The 18,645-nt window shown below is 68.2% G+C and carries 15 protein-coding genes; 3 read left to right on the top strand and 12 right to left on the bottom strand.

Annotated elements, in window-relative coordinates:
* Positions 1 to 114 precede the first annotated feature (114 nt).
* The 3 genes from TV39_RS01105 to TV39_RS01095 all read right to left on the bottom strand — a co-directional run bounded on the left by TV39_RS01105 (position 115) and on the right by TV39_RS01095 (position 1,875).
* On the bottom strand, positions 115 to 1,158 hold the full coding sequence (locus tag TV39_RS01105) for an NAD(P)-dependent alcohol dehydrogenase (RefSeq protein ID WP_043477144.1): 1,044 nt from the start codon (positions 1,156 to 1,158) through the stop codon (positions 115 to 117).
* Positions 1,159 to 1,206: 48 nt separating this feature from the next.
* On the bottom strand, positions 1,207 to 1,416 hold the full coding sequence (locus TV39_RS01100; protein ID WP_200890921.1) for a hypothetical protein: 210 nt from the start codon (positions 1,414 to 1,416) through the stop codon (positions 1,207 to 1,209).
* A gap of 99 nt (positions 1,417 to 1,515) precedes the next feature.
* Positions 1,516 to 1,875, bottom strand: a complete 360-nt coding sequence (locus TV39_RS01095) for a carboxymuconolactone decarboxylase family protein (RefSeq protein ID WP_043477138.1) — start codon at positions 1,873 to 1,875, stop codon at positions 1,516 to 1,518.
* Between the two features lie 120 nt (positions 1,876 to 1,995).
* On the opposite strand from TV39_RS01095, the gene TV39_RS01090 reads away from it, so the two are divergent.
* The 3 genes from TV39_RS01090 (at position 1,996) to TV39_RS01080 (ending at position 5,432) form a co-directional block, all read left to right on the top strand.
* Positions 1,996 to 2,460 (top strand): (R)-mandelonitrile lyase, encoded by a 465-nt coding sequence (locus TV39_RS01090; protein ID WP_442853475.1) that lies wholly within the window; start codon positions 1,996 to 1,998, stop codon positions 2,458 to 2,460.
* Between the two features lie 86 nt (positions 2,461 to 2,546).
* Positions 2,547 to 4,235: an HNH endonuclease signature motif containing protein gene (locus TV39_RS01085; protein WP_043477135.1), complete on the top strand. Its 1,689-nt coding sequence runs from the start codon at positions 2,547 to 2,549 to the stop codon at positions 4,233 to 4,235.
* Positions 4,236 to 4,364: 129 nt separating this feature from the next.
* Positions 4,365 to 5,432, top strand: coding sequence for a quercetin 2,3-dioxygenase (locus tag TV39_RS01080; protein WP_043477132.1), 1,068 nt, complete (start codon positions 4,365 to 4,367; stop codon positions 5,430 to 5,432).
* A gap of 175 nt (positions 5,433 to 5,607) precedes the next feature.
* On the opposite strand, the gene TV39_RS01075 is transcribed toward TV39_RS01080, so the two are convergent.
* From TV39_RS01075 to TV39_RS01035, 9 genes are all read right to left on the bottom strand, one after another.
* Positions 5,608 to 6,852, bottom strand: a complete 1,245-nt coding sequence (locus TV39_RS01075) for a DUF3500 domain-containing protein (protein WP_043477129.1) — start codon at positions 6,850 to 6,852, stop codon at positions 5,608 to 5,610.
* Complete coding sequence (locus TV39_RS01070) at positions 6,830 to 8,692, bottom strand: FAD-dependent monooxygenase (protein WP_043477126.1); 1,863 nt, start codon at positions 8,690 to 8,692, stop codon at positions 6,830 to 6,832. Before TV39_RS01070 ends, TV39_RS01075 begins: the two co-directional genes overlap by 23 nt.
* On the bottom strand, positions 8,692 to 9,606 hold the full coding sequence (locus TV39_RS01065; RefSeq protein WP_043477123.1) for a fumarylacetoacetate hydrolase family protein: 915 nt from the start codon (positions 9,604 to 9,606) through the stop codon (positions 8,692 to 8,694). Before TV39_RS01065 ends, TV39_RS01070 begins: the two co-directional genes overlap by 1 nt.
* A 102-nt stretch (positions 9,607 to 9,708) precedes the next feature.
* Positions 9,709 to 10,599: an alpha/beta hydrolase gene (locus TV39_RS01060; protein ID WP_043477120.1), complete on the bottom strand. Its 891-nt coding sequence runs from the start codon at positions 10,597 to 10,599 to the stop codon at positions 9,709 to 9,711.
* A gap of 98 nt (positions 10,600 to 10,697) precedes the next feature.
* Positions 10,698 to 11,777, bottom strand: coding sequence for an alpha/beta hydrolase fold domain-containing protein (locus tag TV39_RS01055; protein WP_043477117.1), 1,080 nt, complete (start codon positions 11,775 to 11,777; stop codon positions 10,698 to 10,700).
* A complete protein-coding gene (locus tag TV39_RS01050) occupies positions 11,774 to 14,401 on the bottom strand; it encodes a glycoside hydrolase family 78 protein (protein ID WP_144406264.1) in 2,628 nt (875 codons plus the stop codon). Before TV39_RS01050 ends, TV39_RS01055 begins: the two co-directional genes overlap by 4 nt.
* Before the next feature lie 136 nt (positions 14,402 to 14,537).
* On the bottom strand, positions 14,538 to 14,897 hold the full coding sequence (locus tag TV39_RS01045) for a VOC family protein (protein ID WP_043477111.1): 360 nt from the start codon (positions 14,895 to 14,897) through the stop codon (positions 14,538 to 14,540).
* A gap of 64 nt (positions 14,898 to 14,961) precedes the next feature.
* Positions 14,962 to 15,924, bottom strand: coding sequence for an alpha/beta hydrolase (locus TV39_RS01040; RefSeq protein WP_043477108.1), 963 nt, complete (start codon positions 15,922 to 15,924; stop codon positions 14,962 to 14,964).
* Positions 15,921 to 18,635 (bottom strand): alpha-L-rhamnosidase, encoded by a 2,715-nt coding sequence (locus TV39_RS01035; RefSeq protein WP_235347232.1) that lies wholly within the window; start codon positions 18,633 to 18,635, stop codon positions 15,921 to 15,923. Before TV39_RS01035 ends, TV39_RS01040 begins: the two co-directional genes overlap by 4 nt.
* Between the last annotated feature and the right edge of the window lie 10 nt (positions 18,636 to 18,645).

Here is an 18,645-nt window from a genome sequence, read left to right as displayed (position 1 = left end):
CCGGCCGATGACAACCGAAAGCAGCGCCGCCCTCTCCTGAGGACGGCGCTGCTTTCGTGTTACTAGTTTGCCGCGGCGCGCTGCACTATGACGGCGCGCTGCTGGTGGCTTCTGCTAGCTCAGCGTCGCGGTGTCGATCACGAAGCGGTAGCGGACGTCGGAGGCGAGGACGCGCTCGTAGGCTTCGTTGATCTTCTCGGCCGGGATGACCTCGATTTCGGCGCCCAGGTGGTGCTCGGCGCAGAAGTCCAGCATTTCCTGGGTCTCGCGGATGCCGCCGATCATCGAACCGGCGAAGGAGCGGCGGCCGGCGATCAGCGCGAACGCGTTCACGGGGAGTGGCTCGGCCGGTGCGCCGACGTTCACCAGGGCACCGTCAAGGGTCAGCAGCTGCAGGTAGGAGCTGATGTCGATCGACGCGCTGACGGTGTTGATGATCAGGTCAAAGCTGCCGGCCAGGTCGCTGAAGGTGTTCTCATCGCTGGTGGCGTAGTAGTGGTCCGCGCCCAGTTTCAGGCCGTCTTCCTGCTTCTTGAGCGACTGGGACAGCACCGTGACCTCGGCGCCCATGGCGTGGGCGATCTTGACGGCCATGTGGCCCAGGCCGCCCAGTCCGACGACGGCGACCTTCTTGCCGGGGCCTGCACCCCAGTGGCGCAGCGGCGAGTAGGTGGTGATGCCGGCGCAGAGAAGCGGTGCGGCGACGTCGAGCTCGATGCCCTCCGGAATCCGCACCACGAAGTCTTCGGTCACGACGACGTGGGTGGAGTAGCCGCCCTGGGTGATGGTGCCGTCGCGGTCCACGGCGCCATAGGTGCCGATGTTGCCCTTGAGGCAGTACTGCTCCTCACCCTTCAGGCAGTTGACGCACTCGCGGCAGGAGTTGACCATGCAGCCGACGCCGACGCGGTCCCCGACGGCGTGCTTGGTGACTTCAGCACCCACTTCGGTGACGATTCCGGCGATTTCGTGCCCCGGTGCCAGCGGGTACTGCTGGGGTCCCCAGTCACCGCGCACGGTGTGGATGTCCGAGTGGCAGATGCCGGCGTACTTGATCTCGATCAGCACATCGTGCGGGCCGACGTCGCGGCGTTCGATGGTGGTGGGAACGAGGTCTCCGTCAGCGGACGGGGCGGCATATGCGTTAGCGGTAAGCAATATATTCTCCAATGTTGGGTGAGAGATTCATTTGGTTGGGTGGAGGTCTTATGGGCGGATGAGCACCTTGAGCGCTGTGCGGCCGGCCATCGCGCGGTAGCCGGCAGCGACGTCGTCGAGGGCTACAGTCTGGTCAAACACCCTGCCGGGCTGGATTGTTCCCGAGAGGATGTCCGGCATGAGTTCTTCGATGTAGGCCCGGGCCGGGGCCACGCCGCCGGTCAGGGTGATATTGCGCATCACGGTGCCGAAATTCATGGGCACATCGGTGTACTGGGCAGCTCCCACCCTACCAACGGCACCGCCGTCGCGCACGGCGGCGATCGCGGTGTTAATGGCATCCTGGGTCCCGGCTGCTTAGCCGGCGTGCGCCGTCGTCGGCTCTTCTGCCGGCTGTTCTTCTGCGAGAACCTCCTTCAGCGCCGTGGCGGCGCTCATGGCATTGGGCCATCCGGCGTAGAAGGCCAGGTGAGTGATCGTTTCCACCAGTTCGTCGGCCGTGACGCCGTTGGCGAGTGCCAAGCGCAGGTGGTACGGAAGCTGGCTTGTGCGGTACAGCGCCGTCAGCGCCGCAACGGTGATCAGGCTGCGGTCGCGGGGCGAGAGGCCGGGCCGTTCCCACACGTCGCCGAACAGCACGTCGTCGGTAAGCTGGACCAGCTTCGGGGCGACATCGCCGATCAACTGCTGGGCCGCCGAAGGGGTCTGAGTTGCCATGGTAGTGCTCCTTTAGGAAGTTTTCGCTGCCCATCCAGCAAACCGCGTCCTCTACGCGCGGGGAAGGTCCTGTTGGTACAGGTACTGGCAGGGCCTCCCTGCGGCGAAGGAACGCTCCTAGTGTTGAAGGCGAGGAATGCCGCATCCGTGCGGCACACAGCCGTCAACAGAGGAGAACAGTTGGAGATCCAGCCGAAAGCGCCAAGCAACAAGGGATCTGGGGAGATGTTCAGCGGCGACGTCTGGTTCGACGTCATCGCCAAGGGCGAGGCACCCTCCCAGCTGCGCGTGAACATGGTCCGTTTCGCCCCTGGCGCGCACACTGCGTGGCACTCGCATGCGAACGGCCAAACCCTGCACGTGACCGAGGGCCGCGGCCTGGTCCAGTCCCGCGGCGGCGAGGTCATCGAGATCCGTCCGGGCGACACCATCTACACGCCCCCGGGTGAATGGCACTGGCATGGCGCTGCACCTGAGCATTTCATGAGCCACCTGGCCATGTGGGAAGCACTGGGTGAAGGCCAGGAGGGCCCGGAAGCGACCTGGGGCGAGCACGTCACCGACGAGGCATACGGCGCCAGGTAGCTGCTCGGGGTTCCCGGGACGGGTGCCGTGTTACCTCGCCAGGGCGGCAGGGCTAAATTGTCACACCCCCGCGGCAGAGTTATCCCATGGAAGTTATGGGGGAACGTGCAGCAGGAGGGGCGTTGCGGTGGACCAGGCTGCCCGCCGCTGCTTCGCCCGCGCCAGCTGCTTCGCCCGGGTCGGTTCGCGGTTTGCGGAGTGTGCCCGCCGGGCCGCAGCCGCCTGGGGCTCTAGCGTCCGACGGCGGGGGTTCCGGTGATCTGGCCGGGTGCCGTGCGCTGCTGGTGTCTTTGAGTTCGACGGCGGTGGCGGACGCTGCGGTGATGCGCTTCCGTGAGGCTGCTGACTTCGCGGCCAACGTCGAGGAGATTTCCCGGGCCGCTGAATATTTGCAGGTGGTTGCTGCCGGGGCTGTGGACCGGACGCGGCGGGAGGCTTCCGCTGCTGCGCGGGCCGGCTCGGGGGCGGCGGTGGGCTGGACCACCGGGTGGGGCGGCGAGACGGCTGTGCATGGGCCGATTGGTTGGGCTACCGGGCAAGCCAGTCCAGCGGATGGCGGGCAGGGAACGGAGGCGGCTGCGGACTCGGGGACGAGCACCGAGACGAGCCCCGAGACGCCGAAGACCAACAATCCGGATCCGGCGGATGACGGGTGCCGGAACACCACCGAGTTCCTCCGCGCCCGGCTGCGGATCAGCGCCGCGGAAGCGCGCCGCCGCCTCGCCCTGGCCGAGGCGGTGTTGCCCCGCACCGGGATCACCGGCCACCCCGAACCTCCGGAACGGCCTGTGCTGGCCGCGGCGGTGACGTCCGGGTTGGTGGGCTCCCGTTCCGCGACCATCATCACGCTCGCCCTGGACCGGGTCCGGCACCACGCCCCCGAAGACACCATGGCCCGGATGGAACACACCCTGACCCGCACAGCCGCGGAGAACGACACCGATTTCGTCGCCAGGATTGCCCGGCAACTGGTTGACGCGATCGACCAGGACGGCACAGAACCCTCCGAGGAGGAACTGCGGCACCGGCAGGGCGCCTTCATCCGGAAGCCCCGGCGGGGTTTGTACCACGTGGAAATCTTCGCCACCCAGGACCAGTACGAGCCCCTCCTGACCGTGATGAACACCGCCACCAACCCCCGCACCCGCCCCGGAACGGCTGAAGGCAACGACGGAACCGTTAATGGCGGTGATCTGGACCTGCGGACCCGGCCCCAGCAACTCCTGGACGGCCTGGTCGGCGCCGCCAAAGTCGCCTTCGCCACCGGAAACCTCCCCGCGGCGGGCGGTCTCCGCCCTCAGGTCATGGTCACCATCGATTACCGCGACCTCCTCGAACGCCTCGGAACCCCTGGCACGGGCTCATTCACCTTCACGGGCCCCGTCACCGCCGCCACGGTCCGGAAGATCGCGTGCGACGCGGACATCATCCCGGTCCTGCTCGGCAGCGAGGGCCGCATCCTCGATATCGGCCGGACCACACGGATCTTCCCGCCCCACATCCGCAAAGCCATCACCGCCCGCGACCAGGGCTGCGCCTTCCCGAACTGCACCATCCCGGCACCCTGGTGCGAAGCCCACCACATCACCTATTGGTCACACGGCGGAACCACCAGCACAGAGAACGGCACCCTGCTCTGCTCCCATCACCACCACCTGATCCATAAAGAGCAGTGGCAGATCCAGGTCAACACCGGGATCCCCTGGTTCATCCCGCCACCCCACATCGACCCACGCCAACACCCGCGACGAAACAACTACTTCAGGCTCGAGTGATCCTGCCCTGGTCTACCGGCGTGCCGAAATGTATTTCACTCATTGGAAACCCTGACGCCTGGACTGCGGGTTTGAAGGCATGCTGGTGACCACGCCACGGCGAAGCTCCGGACTGGAAAGAAGGAACCAATGTCCCTCAGCGTTGAGGAAATGAACAAACAACTCCCGGTGGCGAACGCGCTGCCCGGCGAGGCTGTCCCCTACTACATGGCTTCCGGGGAGGGTGCCCGGTACGAAATCAACGGGCAGTTGGTCACCGTCATCGCCCGCGCGGCGGACACCGGAGGCATCTTCAGTGCCGCCTATATCTCCGGCGGCATGGGGGCCGAATCCCCCTTCGTGAGCCACAAGGTGGAGCACAAGACCCTGTACGTTTTCGACGGCATCCTGCATGTCTGGCTGCCTGGTGAGAGCCGCATCCTCACTCCAGGTGATTCCGTGGTGATCCCGCCCGGAACGCCGCACGCCTACCGGATGGCAAGCCACTACACCCGCTTCCTGAACTGGATGACCCCGGGCGGCGCCGAGGCATACTACGAACGCGTCGGCACCCCCATCGATTCGCACGTCCCGCCGGTGCGTGCGGGCCACAATCGCAGCGCCCAGCAGCAAGCCGAGGTTGGCGCGGAATTCGGCATCAGTTTTCCGGACGTGGAACGGGTGGCACCCTCCTTCCAGCAGGACGCCAGCCTTCCTGCCACGCAGAGCCCGTACTTCCTCAGCGCCGGCGAAGGTGAGCGCCTGGTGAGCTACCAGACCATGTTCACCTATCTCTCCCGGCCGGCTAACACCGGTTCGAACTACTTCGCGGTGCATACCAAGGGAGCCAAGTCCCCGTACATTCCGCTGCACTTCCACTCGGAGCACACCGAGAACTTCCTGTGCACCGAGGGCCGGATGTGGCTCTACGCCAACGGCCGCGAGGTACTCCTGACCAAGGGCGATTTCCTGCACGCCCCGGCCGGCACCGTCCACTCCTTCGCGTTCGATTCGCACAACACCCAGATGGTTGGCTTCCTGACGCCGTCGGTCTTCAACGGTTTCTTTGAGTACTTCAACAAACCCACCGAGGACTACATGTACACCGAAGGCGGCGCGCCGTACATGGACATGGAAGGGTTCGGCCGCGCCCAGGCCGAGATGGACCTCACCGTGGTTGGCCCGCCGCCGCAGCGCCGGGCGGCCCTGGATATCTGAGCCGGGCCGCACCCGGCAAACCGCCGCACCAGGCAAAACGCCCTCACCTGACAGGATAGCTACACCGGACAACACAATGGCCCGGACCTCCGAAAGGAAGTCCGGGCCATTGTCTGTGAGGTCCGAGGGCCGTCGATTGCTCCGTAGCCGCCCTTTTCGATGCCCAAAAGGGCGGTTACGGAGCAATCGATGGGAATTGGCGCACCAGTTCGCGGCCATAGTCGTTGCCGTTGGGCGTGCGCAGGACGGTGTGCATGTGGAACGGCGCAGGCTCGTCGTTGCTGAGGAAGACGCCGGTGTGGTGGTCCAGTTCCATCAGCACCACCGGGCTCTGCAGCCGGAAGTAGAAGGCCTCCTGGCCGTCCCAGCCGCCGATCCAGCTGAACCAGCTCTCACCGTAGTGCTCCTGGATCTCCCTGCGCCGCGCTGCCCTGGGCCCGTCCGGCAGGTAGGCGATGAAGTCCTCCACCAGATCATCCAGCACTGCCCGGGCCCCGGGCGGCATGGAGCTGACCGGAATGCCCTCGTAGGGAATCACCCGGTTGTCCTGGAAGCAGCCGCCCAGGTGCCGCTCGTCCCCCGGGTGGATCCGTCCTTCGGGCATGATCGGATCCACCATTGAGCCATAGACCGTGGCGGCAGCCCGGAGCCCGTCAGGCAGCGCCCCCATCAGCTGCCGGGCCAGCGCGATACGGTCCTTGAAGACTTTGACGCCCCGGTGCGGACCGGTGTCGATGACATCAGGCTCCGCTCCGAGGAACACCGGTGAGATCACCAGCTGAGTGCCCGCCACCAGGCAGTTAAGCGCCACGTGATGGCCGAAAAGCTGCCAGCCCCACGGTTCGGTCTCGGACGGATCGCCGAACAGGGCGAAGTTGTAGCTGAACTCGTTCATCAGCAGCGGCAGTTCCACCAGTTCCCCGAGGAATCCGTTGATCCGCATGAGGTTCCTGGCCAACTCGAAGCCGGCCGGGCTCAGGCTTGCCTCCACCACAGCCAGCGCGGCATCGCGGACAGGCGGATCGAGTTCATCCAGCCGCAGCCCGGTGTCATGCTGCATGAACTCCGGGTTGGCCCAGCTTTGCCACTCGTGGGCGTCCACGGCATAGCTCAACCGGGACGCCTGCTGCAGCGTGACCACCTCCAGTAGTTTTCGGCCGGCAGCCACCATTGCCGCCGTGGGCGCTTCCTCGCCGGCCCGTGCGGGCTCCAGCGGATACAGCCCCGGGCGGAGCACGCCGTCGTTCGTTACTCCTGTGAACGGTTCCGGGTAGAGCGCCTCCCAGCCTTTGATCATGGGCCCGGCAAACGAGTCGGTCTTGGCCGCTTCGGCATAGTCCCGGGCAGTGAGGCCGCGGATCCCGGCCACCCGCGGATGGTCCGGAGCGAAAAGAAAATCACGGAATGACGGCGCTGACACGGGAGTCCCTTTCGTTGTACTGCGTCTCGTTGTACTGCGTCGGGTGCTGAGAAGAAATAGCGGCTGAGCTGCCCCAGCCAGCGGCCACGCACAGCGCTGCCGCAGCTGCTTCCGGCACGCTGCCGCGCCAGGCCACGTGCTGGTCCGGACGGACCAGCACGGCGTCGGCTCCCCACAGGTCGGCCATCGGCGTCCCGTCATCGGAGGGCCCGACGGCGGTGACGGTCACGGGGATGCCCTGCCGGGCGGCGGCTTCGAGTACCGGCGCGAAAACCCGGGCTTCCGGCACCCCGCCCAGGGCGCCGGCGTCGGCCAGGGCGCCGGCGTCGGCCAACAGGGTGAAGCCCTGGCCGAGGAGGCTGTAGACGGAGGTGGAGTCATCCAGCCAGGCGTGCGGAAGCAACGCGCCCGGGCTGGCCGAGGCGACGTACCGGATGGGGTCCTCAGCGGGAACCGGCGAACCGTCCGGCACCACTACAGGTGAATCCCCGTACGCGTAGCCGAGCACCAGTCCCAGCGAATCGAACTCGCTCTGCTTCACGGCGAGCGCCTCGTGGGCCGCCTGCCGGGCCCGGCGGCCGTCGTCGCCGGCGCTGCGGAGTGCCGGATCAGCGAAATGGTAGGCGAGGGCCTCGCCGTTCGCGGCGGCGTCGCGGATGGTCCTGGCCGCCACCGGGCGTCGTTCCAGCCCGTAGCTGGCCAGGAGTTCCGGGCCGCCCCAGCCTGCGAGGCTGGCCGCGATCTTCCACGCCACGTTCGCGGCGTCGCCGATGCACGTGTTGAAGCCGTGGCCGCCCCATGGCGGATTCAGGTGCGCCGCGTCGCCCACCAGGAACACGCCGTCGCGGCCGTAGCCGGGGGCCAGGAGCATGCGGGCAGTCCAGGGGTCCGTGGCCACCACCTCGACATCCACCTCCGCGCCCACCAGTTCGCGGACCATGGCGACGGCGGCGGCGTCCGTCAACACGCTTGCTGCGGCGGCGTCCACGCCCTGGATGATGGCCCACCACGTATCGGCGAGGTCCATCCGGCCCACCATTCCGGCGGTTTCCGCACCCACCACCCAGTACTGGACGGCCGGGGGCAGGGTGATCGAGGAGCCCAGGTCCTTGGAGCGGAACATGATGCTGATGTTGGACAGCGCGGCGGAGCCGCCCTCGAGCCGGATGCCAAGGCTGCGGCGCACGGCGGACGAACCGCCGTCGGCACCGATCACAAAGCCGGCGGTGATGGTGCGGGTACGTCCGGCGCCGTCCGCCACCACGACGGCAGCTCCGGGCACAGCGGCTCCGGGCACAGCTGGTCCGACAAAAGCAGCTCCGGGCACAGCTGGTCCGGAAAGAGCAGCTTCGGGGTGAACAGCGACCTCTTCAACATGCCACCCGGTCAGCAGGGTGACCAGCGGAGCCTCGGACACCGCCGCGCGGAGGACTTCCTCCAGGACGGGCTGCGGAACCTGCTGGCCGCATTCGGGCTGCGGACCGTAGCGGCCGGGCACCAGCTGGAAGGCGTGCTTGAAGGTCCGCAGTTCATGGGCTGCCGGCCCGGTGAGGCCGGTGCAGAAAATCACGTCCTGGGCGTAGTCCACCGGAAGCGGAGCTGCGGCGCGGAGTGCGTCGGCCAGTCCCAGCCTGCGCAGGTGCGTCATGGTGCGGGCGTTGGTGGTCTTGGCGCGGGGCCGGGCCGGATCCACGGACGTCCGCGGTTCGATCACCACGCTGGGGATGCCACGGGATGCCAGGTCCAGCGACAGGAAGAGTCCGCTGGGGCCGCCGCCGGAGATCAGTACCTGCACCTCCTCCGGCAGCTTCTCAGGAGATGCGGATTGCAGGGTAACCATCAGGCACGGCCGCGGAGTGAGATGTCGCCGACCGGAGTGGTCAGCGTGCCGAGGCGGTCGATTTCCACTTCAACGGTGTCGCCGGGCTGCAGCAGCCACTGCGGGGTCCGGGCGTACCCCACGCCCTCCGGGGTTCCGGTGGCAATGACGTCCCCGGGATGGAGGGTGAGGGTCTGGCTGATCAGCGAGATGATGGCCGGCACGGAGAAGATCATGTCCCGGGTGTTGCCGTTCTGGACCTCGGTGCCGTTCACCCGGGTGCGGACCTGCAGGCCGTCCCGGAGGTCGCCTACTTCGTCGCTGCTGACCAGCGGGCCCAGGGGGCCTGTGAAGTCGCCGTTCTTTCCCAGGGTCCATTGCGAGGTGAGCTTCTGGGCGCGGCGGGCGGTCAGGTCGTTGAAGGTGGAGTAGCCGAAGACCGCTTCAGCCGCTCCGGCCTCGTCTGCCGACTCCACGCGCCGGCCGATGTAGGCCGCCACTTCGCCTTCCCAATCGAGGCCATCCTCACCGGCGGGCACCGGGACCGGCACGTTTCCCACCGACAACGAGGCCGTCCAGCGGCCGAACACCGTGGGGTGCGGGGGAAGGTCCTGGTCCTTGTAGCTGCCTTCTGCGGCGTGGGCCTTGTAGTTGAGGCCCACGCAAATGACCCGGGCCGATGCGGGCACCAGCGGCACCTCGGTGACGCTGCCGCGCTCCAGCGAACCGTCGTCGAACTGTGAGGCGCCGGACTGTGAGACGGCGGATACGGGCGCGCCGGGCTGCGAGCTGCCAGCCGTCAGCGAGACAGACTTGTCTTGCCAGCCGGCGGCGTCCGCCCAGAACTCGCCCACGGGCGCCAGCGGGAAGACGCGGGAGTCCACCAGGGCAGCTGCCCAGGATTCCCCGCGGTAGTTGATGCCGATGTACTGCATGTGGAGCCTTTCAGGTCTAGCCCGGGCACACGGAGTGCCGGTCAGGCTGGGTTCACGTCAGGAGGTGCGAAGTCAGAAGGTGCAGGGTCAGAAGGTGCAGGGTCAGGAGGCCTGGGCTTGCCTGCGGAAGAAATCGATGGTGGCGTCCAAAACCTTCTGTGCTGCGGCCGGGCTTTTGTCCGGCAGCAGCCACATGTGGTCCGAGCCCTCAATGAGGAGAAGTTCGACGTCGGCCCCGGCGGCTTCCAGCGCCGCGGCAAACGTGGTGGCCTGCGCCGGCGGGACGAACCGGTCGGCGGTCCCGTGGGCCAGGAAAAACGGCGGCGCGTGTCGGCCGACGTAGCTCAGCGGGCTCGCGGCGGCTGCCTTGTCCGGGGCCTCAGCCGGCTGCGCCCCGATAAGAAGCGCCTCCCGGGAACCGGTGTCGTCAGCCGTTGCGACGGCGTCGGGCAGGGCCTGCGCACCCATCCGTACCAGATCAGTGGGCGGGTACCAGGCGGCGACGGCGGCAACTGGCGCCGCACCGCCGGAAGGGTCGTCACCATTGCCGGAAGGGGCGCCCGAACCGTCCGCCCCCAGGCCCACCAGGCAGGCAAGGTGGCCGCCGGCGGAATCTCCCCAGGCGTAGATCCGGCCCGGATCGACGTTGAAGTCCGCCGCGTGGGCCCGGATCCAGGAGACCGCCGCCAGGGCGTCCTCCAGCTGGGCCGGAAACACGGCCTCCGAGGACAGGCGGTAGTCCGCCGACACCACGACGAATCCGGCCGCGGCCACACGCTCAAAGGGAGTCAGCGAAAAACCGTCCGTCACCGGCCCGAGGGAGGAACGCTCCCCCACCCGCCAGCCGCCGCCATGGAAATGCACAACGGCCGGCACCGTAACCCGGGAGCCGCCCTCCGGTCCGGACTCCGCCGGCAAGTAGAGGTCCAGCAGCAACGGCAACCCGCCGGGACGCGAAAACTCGATCCCCTTCAGGACTTGTCCTGCAGTCATCAACGACTCCATCCGTTGCTATGGCCGGCATCAGGATCGATCCGGCGTCTCCCCTAAGCCTGCTGGACGGAATGCCCGCTGGAAACGGGAATTTTCAATCATTGGAACGGCTTCGCGGAGCCCACTTCGTCCGCCAGGAACTGCAGGCCGCGCTGCACAACGCCCAGTCCGGCCGAGTGGTTCAGGTAGCCGTGCGTGGCGCCGGCCTCCAGCCGGCACTCCACGGGAATCCCGGCCGAGCGGAGACCGTCAACGAACAGCTCGGCGGAAACGCGCAGGTCGTCGTATTCGCAGACCAGGACGGCCGCCGGCGGCAGGCCGGCGGGGTCCGCGTACCCGGGCATGGCGTAGGAGGATGCCATCAGGAGGGGGCCGCCGATATAGTTCTCCACCATCCCGCGGCAATCGTCCGCCGTGAAGCGGAGGATCCGCGGAAGACCCCCCATGCCGGCAGGCTCCGGGTCGCCCGATGCCGGCAGCTCCGCATGCAGGAACGGGTAGGCGAGCACCAGTTTTGCGGGCAGTTGCCGGCCTGCATCCTTCAGGTACAGGGCAGCCCCGACTGCCAGGTTGCCGCCGGCGCTGGCTCCGCCCAGGCACAGGGTCAGCGGATCAGCACCCAGCTCCGCGGCGTGCTCCACGGCCCACAGCCAGGCCGCCAGGACATCCTCGTGCGGCACCGGATAATGCACGCCGTCGCGGGCGAGCCGGTAGTCCACGGACAGCACGATCCCGCCGCTCCTGGCGGCCACTTCCCGCGCCAGCTGGTCGGCTTCCCGCATGTCCAGCCCGCCCCCGGCGAAACCGCCGCCGTGCAACCATACGAGGGCGGGTGCCCCGCCTGCGCGTCCGCCGCCCCCGCCGCCCCCGGCGCCGCGTGCGGCAGCGCCGCCGTCGGACGCATCCGTAGTTGGAGAGCCTGTAATTGGAGAGCCGGTGGAAGCTTCCGGACCGAAAGCGCCCGACGCCGGCCCGCCGTAAATCCGCACCGGCACCGGGCCGTTGGGGCCGGGCACGTCCTCGCTCCGGACCGCGACGTCGGGCGCCGTATACGGGGCCGTCCCGGCGCTGAAGGCTTCCAGCCGCTGCAGGCCGGACGGATCCGCCAGGAGCTCGGCGAAGGAGCCGGCGCCGGCCACATGGTGCATGAGGCCGGCCAGCTCCGGATCCACGGTCATGGCCGTGCCGCGAGCTCGGGTGCCCTGGCGGCGCCGTCGGGCAGCGCCGCGACGCAGCTGAACGAATGCGTCCCCGAACATACGTCATGGGCCGTAGCGTCAGCGTCGGGCAGCACCACCGTGGCGGTGCAGCCCGCCGGCACGGTCACCTGCAGCGTGAAGTCCGGGCCGGCCAGGTCCCAGCGGACCGCGGCCATCCCGTAGGGGGTCTCGTGCCGGGCCTGCGCCCAGCCCAGGCCGCCGCCGGGCCGGGGACGGACCAGGAGCTTCCGGTAGCCCGGTTCAGCCGGTGCCAGTCCGGCCAGGCTGCGGTGCATCCAGTCGGCCACCGCACCCAGGGCGTAGTGGTTGAAGGACGTCATTTCGCCTTCGTTGATGCTGCCGTCCGGAAGCATGGAATCCCAGCGTTCCCAGATGGTGGTGGCGCCCATGGTCACGGGGTAGAGCCAGGACGGGCATTCCGTCTGGAGCAGCAGGCGGTAAGCCGCCGTCGTATAGCCGTGGTCGGTCAGCGCGTCGCACACCAGCGGTGTACCGACGAAGCCGGTGGCGATGCAGTAACCGTCGGCCTCCACCGCCGCAGCCAGGCCGGCGGCGGCCACAGCTTCCTCCCCGCCTTCCAGCAGTCCGAAGCTCAACGCCACAGCGTAGGCCGTCTGGGTAGGCGGCATCAGCAGCCCGCTGTCGGATATATAACGCTCCCGGAATACTTTGGCGGCCCGCTGCGAGAGCTCAGCAAGGGCGGCGGAGTCCTCCCCCAGCAGCTCGGCGGCCTCGCCGGCCACGCGGGCGGAGTACGCAAGGTAGGCCTGTGCCACGAGCTGCCAGGGCGTCCGGGCCTCACCTGGTTCGTTCGGCGGTGCTGCCGGGTCCAGCCAGTCACCGAACTGGAAGCCCTGTTCGAACCTAAGCTCCGGTCCGGCGGCCTGGGCAGCAGCCTCCAGCCACGCAGTCATTCCGGGCAGCTGCAGTCGCAGGAACTCCAGGTCACCGGTGCGCTGGTACAGCACCCACGGAACCAGCACGGCCGCGTCACCCCACGCGGCCATCACCGGGCGGACAGGGAACGGCGGCTTGTCGAACGTCACTTCGGGGACCACCAGCGGCGGGGGCCCGTCGGTTCCCTGCTCGGCGGCCAGGTCTTTCAACCAGGAGGCGGTGAACCCGGGGATCCGGTAGAGGAAGGAGGCAGTGGCCGCGAAGATCTGGAAGTCCCCGGTCCAGCCGAGCCGTTCGTTGCGCTGGGGGCAGTCCGTTGGCACGTCGACGAAGTTGCCGCGCATCCCCCAGACAACGTTGGCATGAAGCTGGTTCAGCATGGGGTCGGAACATTCGAACGTACCGGTCCGGGCCAGGTCCGAATGGACGACGACGGCGGTGAACGCCTCCGGGTCAAGGTCACCTGGCCAGCCGCTCACCTCCACATACCGGAAGCCGTGGAGGGTGAACTCGGGCTCCCAGATCTCCTCGCGGCCGCCACGCAGTATGTACCGGTCGGTCTGTTTGGCGACCCGCAGGGGCCTGGTGCCCAGTTCTCCGTGTTCCAGGACTTCGGCGTGGCGCAGGACCACCTCCGTGCCGGCTTCTCCGCTCACCCGGAGGCGTACGTGTCCCACGAGGTTCTGGCCGAAGTCCAGGATGGTCTTCCCGGACGGCGTGCCCAGCACGGCGCGCACGGGCAGCTCTTCAGTGGCCCGCACCGCCGGACCGTCCGGTGCCACCAGCACGGATGCATCGAAGTCCTCCACCGCTACGGGGTCCAGGGCGGCGTTCTCGGAACCCGCCCAGCCGCCGTCCTCCAGCCGGGCGTCGTACGTTTCGCCGTTGTAGAGATCGGCCCCGAGCACCGGACTCCTGCCCGCGAGCCAGGAGCTGTCGGTTCCGATGACCGTGATCCGGCCGCCGTCGTCGGCGATTTCCAGCTGGGCGATCGCCGCGGTGCTGTCACCGTAGGTGTTGCGCTTGTCCTGGAACCCCAGATAGCCGCGCCACCAGCCGTCGGCGAGTTCGAGCCCGATGACATTGGTGCCGGGCTGCAGGTAGTCCGTGACGTCGTGGGTCTGGTAGCGGAGCCGGTGGTGGTAGCTGGTCCAGCCCGGCGCCAGGCGGTCGCTGCCGACGCGCCGGCCGTTGATCGAAGCGACGTAAACCCCGTGGGCGCTGGCGTAGAGGCGTGCGGAGGCCACCGGGCCGGCGACTTCGAACGTCCGGCTCAGTCTGGCGGCGGGTTCCGTGTCCTCGCTCGCTTCGTCCCGGGCCGGCCGGATCATGGCCGCCTGCCAGTCCGTTGGGTTCAGGAGCCCGGCTTCGACGTAGGTGACGGGGCTCCACTCGGAGGGACGGCCGTCGTCGTTGCCCCACACGCGGACTCGGGCGGCAACGCGCTGGCGGCTATGCAGCGGCGGTGCCGGCCACGGCTGGAGGAGCTGTTCGGCAGATTCGGTCCGGCCACAGCTGGCCAAGCTGTCTTCGTCGGGGCCGAGCTCCAGCTCGTAGGCGGTCTGGACCCAGCCCGGTGCTTCGGTGGTGACCTGCCAGGAGAGCCGCGGCCGCTCCTCGCCGATGCCAAAGGGCTGCTCGTGGTGTTCAAAGCGGAGGGCGGAGGGGCGGGATGGTTGAGTCAACGTCGGCTCGATTCGTAGCGGGTGGTCTGGGAACTTCCTCCAGACTCGCCGTTCGGTCCGAAGGCCCGCTAGCGGAGTTTCATTGACTGGAAACCGTGTCCATGGACCTTTGGAACGGTCAGCCTACACAGAACCGTCAGCTCAGGCAGAGGCAGAACGGGTGGCCGGCAGGATCCAGGAAAACACGGAAGGTGGTGCCGGGCTGCGCGTCCGCCTTCGTGGCCCCGAGCTTGATGGCTTCCTTTTCGCCTTCGTCCAGGTCCGCCACCACGAGGTCAAGGTGCATCTGCTGGGGCACGTCCTGGCCCGGCCATTGAGGCGCGCGGTAGTCGTCCACCTGCTGGAAGGAAATGCAGCTGCTGCCGTCGTCGGGGCGGATCTCGGTCCAGCCGTCGTCGACCTTCGTGTTCCAGCCCAGCAGGGCAGCGTAAAAACCCGCCAGGGCACCGGCGTCGGGGCAGTCAATAACAAAGCTTGGGAAGCGTGCGATAGCCATAGCGGCATGCTACCGTCCGCCGTCGGGCCTGTCCTTAAAGCCCGCGGACTTAAAGCTCGCGGACTTAAAGCTCGCGGACGAAGAAGTCCACTGCCATGCTGAGGATTCCGTCCAGCTGGTCTTCGGCAAAGAAGAAGCAGTGGTCGCCGCCCCGGATGGTGACCAGTTCGTTGCGGACACCGGCGTCCGTCAGCGCCGCGGCCAGTAGTTCGCTCTGGGACAGCGGGACCAGGCCGTCGCTGTCACCGTGGATCAACAGGAACGGCGGCGCGCCGGCAGTGACGTGGCCCAGCGGGCTGGCCGCCGCCAGGAGGGCGGGGTCGGCGCTGCCACCCACCAGCATGGGGCCGGGCTCCATGCTCATGCCCGGCGGCACCGCTGCCACGAGGGCGCCGGACATCAGGCCGGAGGGCAGATCCATCACCGGCATGTCCGGCAGCGAGGACACACCGTAGAAATCGACGACGGCGCTCACGGCGCTGGAATGCCCCTGCACGCCCAGCCCGCCCTCAAGGTCCTCACGCGTCCCCGTGACACCCAGCAGCGCGGCGAGGTGTCCGCCGGCCGACTCGCCCCAGGCACCGATGCGGTCCGGGTCGATGCCCAGGGAACGAGCATGCTCCCGGAGGTACCGGACGGCGGCTTTCAGGTCGTGCAGCTGCGCCGGGAAGGGCGCTTCCAGGGCATGGCGGTAGTCCACGGTGGCGCACGCGATCCCGGCCTCATTCAGCAGCCGGAAGACCGAATCCCTGGCAAAGGTGGGTGGCAGTTCGCGGCGGTCACCGAGCTGGAAAGCTCCGCCGTGGATCCACACCACCACCGGGACGGGTCCGGCAGCCGTGCGCGGCAGCCAGATGTCCATGGCCAAACGCCGGAAGCCGACGGCGATCGCATAGCTGAGTTCGCGGTGCACCAGGGAGTGCTCAGACACTTCCTCGGGCGTTCCCGGGGCCTGGAAGGCCGGGAACGGAGGCGGTGCGGGCATCCTTGCCGGCGCAGCTGTGGTGGTGCCTGTTTCCTGGGTCATGGTGTGCTCCTTAGGAGATCCGGTGAGGTATCTGCGCTGCGCGCCGAAGCGGCGGCGAAGGTATGGGTTCCGGGCCCGACGGCGGTGGCCGGCTCACCGGGCAGGCGGATGTCCGCAGTGGTACCGGACGGTATGGTCGCCGTGAGCGCCAGCACGCCGTCGTCGATGGTCCAGTCCACTTCGATGAGGCCCTGCGGGCCGCAGTGCAAGGTGCTGGCGGAGGTCAGCCCGGCGCCCGGCCGCGGCTCGATGATGACCCGCTCCCAGCCCGCACTCCCGGGCGCCTGGCGCAGTCCGGCGGTGTAGCGGTGCAGGAACGAAACGACGGCACCCTTGCTGTAGTGGTTCAGTGAACCTTTGACGGAGCCGTCCGGGCCGATGCCGTTCCAGTCCTCCCAGATGGTGGTGGCGCCTCGGTCCACCATCACCAGCCAGGACGGAGCGGAGTCCTGCATGAGCAGCTCGTACGCCAGGTCCAGCTGTCCGTTGTCGGCGAGCGCCGGAAGCAGGTACGGCGTGGCAAGGAAGCCGGTCCCCAGGTGGATGCCCGCGTCCCTGACCAGGCTGGCGAGCTGATCCGTGACGGCGTCGCGGGCAGCGTCCGGCACCAGGTCGAAGGCGAGCGCCCGCACGCAGTTTGCCTGGGTGCCTCCGCGCACTGTTTGGTCAGATACTGTTCCGTCAGGCAGCAGGTATTCGTGCTGCCAGGCCCAGCGGACGTTCTCGGACAGCTCCCGCAGTTCGCGGGCTTCGGCGTCCCGGCCAAGGACGGCGGCAATCCCGGCCATGATGGCGGAGGAGTGCCGGTAGAACGCGGTGGCCACTATGCCGTTGTCCATGGACCGGGAGGCAAAAAGGTCCGGCGCCGGACCGCCCGGTTCCATCCATTCGCCGAAATGGAAGCCGGTATCCCAGAGGTACTGCTCGTGTTCCTCGGGGGTGGGGCGAAGCGCCGCCCTGGCCGGGTGCCGGTTCCCCTCGGCGGAGCTACGGATGAAGCCGAGCCACCGGTTCATCGCGTCCCAGTTCTCGTCGAGAATGCCGGTGTCCCCCGTGGCGAGATAGATCTCCCAGGGCACCATGACAATCGCGTCTCCCCACCCCGCGGACCCGTTGGTGAAGGCCATGAATTCGGCGCTGGTTACGTCGGGTCCGGGCGACGGCGAGATGTTGGCGATCACTCCGTTGTCCCACTGGTCGGCGCGGACATCGTTGAGCCACTTCCGCGAAAAGCCCGCCACGTCGTAGAGGTACGTGGCCGTGGGCACAAAGAGCTGCCAGTCGCCGGTCCAGCCCGCCTTCTCACGCTGCGGGCAGTCCGTGGGGACCTCGCAGGCGTTGCCGCGGAAACTCCAGTCCACGATTTCGTGCAGCTTGTTGAGCCGGCCGTCGCTGCAGCTGAAGGTGCCCAGGCGCTCCAGATCGGTCTGCACCAGGCAGCCGACGATGTCCTCCGGCTGCAGGGTGTCAGCCAGGCCGCGGACGGAGACGAACTGGAAGCCGTGGATGGTGTGCCGCGGTTCGAACACCTCGCCTGGCACGCCCGCGGAGACCACCGAATCCACCTGCCCGGCGTCGAGGAACTGGCCGGGGTTCTTGAAGTCGATGGGGCGGAGGTGGTCCCGGGTCACCTCGCCGTCGGCGTCGAGTGCTTCCCCGTACACCAGCGTTACTTCGGTCCCGGCGGCGCTGAGCCGGTTGAGCCGGGCCCAGCCGTTGATGTTCTGCCCCAGGTCCACGATCTGGTGGCCGCTGCCGAGGCGGCTGATGGAGACCGGGGCGAGCTCCTCCACGATCCGGGTGGGCGGCGCCACCGGACCGGTCAGGGTGCTGAAGCTGCCTTCCCGCAGAACGGCATGCCGGGCTGCTTCACCCTGGACAGCCGCCGCCCGGAGGTCCACGCGCTGGCCCGCCATCAGGTCCGCGGCGAGGATCTCCGTCGCGGAAACAAGCCACGACCCGTCGGTGCCGATGACCGTCCATCCTCCCCCGGACCCAAGTTCCAACTGCGCCAGGAAAGCAGTCTGCGTTCCGTACATGTCGGCGTCGCGCGTGAACCCGAAGGAACCGCGGAACCATCCGTCAGTAAGGACGGCACGCACGGTGTTGGAGCCGGGCCGGAGCAAAGGAGCGATATCGAACGTCTGGACCTGCAGCGTGCTGCGGTAGCTCGTGGAGCCGGGGGTGAGCTGCTGGTCCCCCACCCGCTGGCCGTTGATGAACAGCTCATAGATCCCGTGCGCCGTGGCATAGGCACGCGCGGCATCCGGCACGGCCTCCAGGACAAAGTCGCGGTGCAGGGCATAGCCCGGGCGTTGCGCCGGGGCAGGGATCACCGGCTCGTCGGGGCCGATCCACCGGGCGCTCCAGTCGCCGGGGTGCAGGAGGCCCAGCTCCACGGCCATGGGCTCGGACCAGCCGGACAGCGCCTCGGTGCCGTCCGGTCCCACGTTCCAGGTCCGGACTTTCCACTCGAAGCGGTCGCGGGAACCAAGAGCCGGCCCGCCGTAGGGCACGAAGCCGTGCACGTCCGAGTCCACGCGCCCGGTGTCCCAGCCGTTGCTTGTGCTGAGCTGGTAGGCCGTCTGCCGGACGGTGCCGTGCGGCGGCGTCCAGCTGAACCGCGGGGCGGTGTTGGTTATGCCGAAGGCTTCTGCCAGATGATTGGTCCGAAGGCGGGCGGGATTCCGGGATGCGCAGTGTCCAGTCAACATGGGTTCC

The organism is Arthrobacter sp. SPG23, assembly GCF_000876655.1.
In the GTDB taxonomy this organism is placed as follows: domain Bacteria; phylum Actinomycetota; class Actinomycetes; order Actinomycetales; family Micrococcaceae; genus Arthrobacter.
Note: the sequence above shows the minus strand (reverse complement) of the source record. Positions and strands in the feature narration are given on the sequence as shown.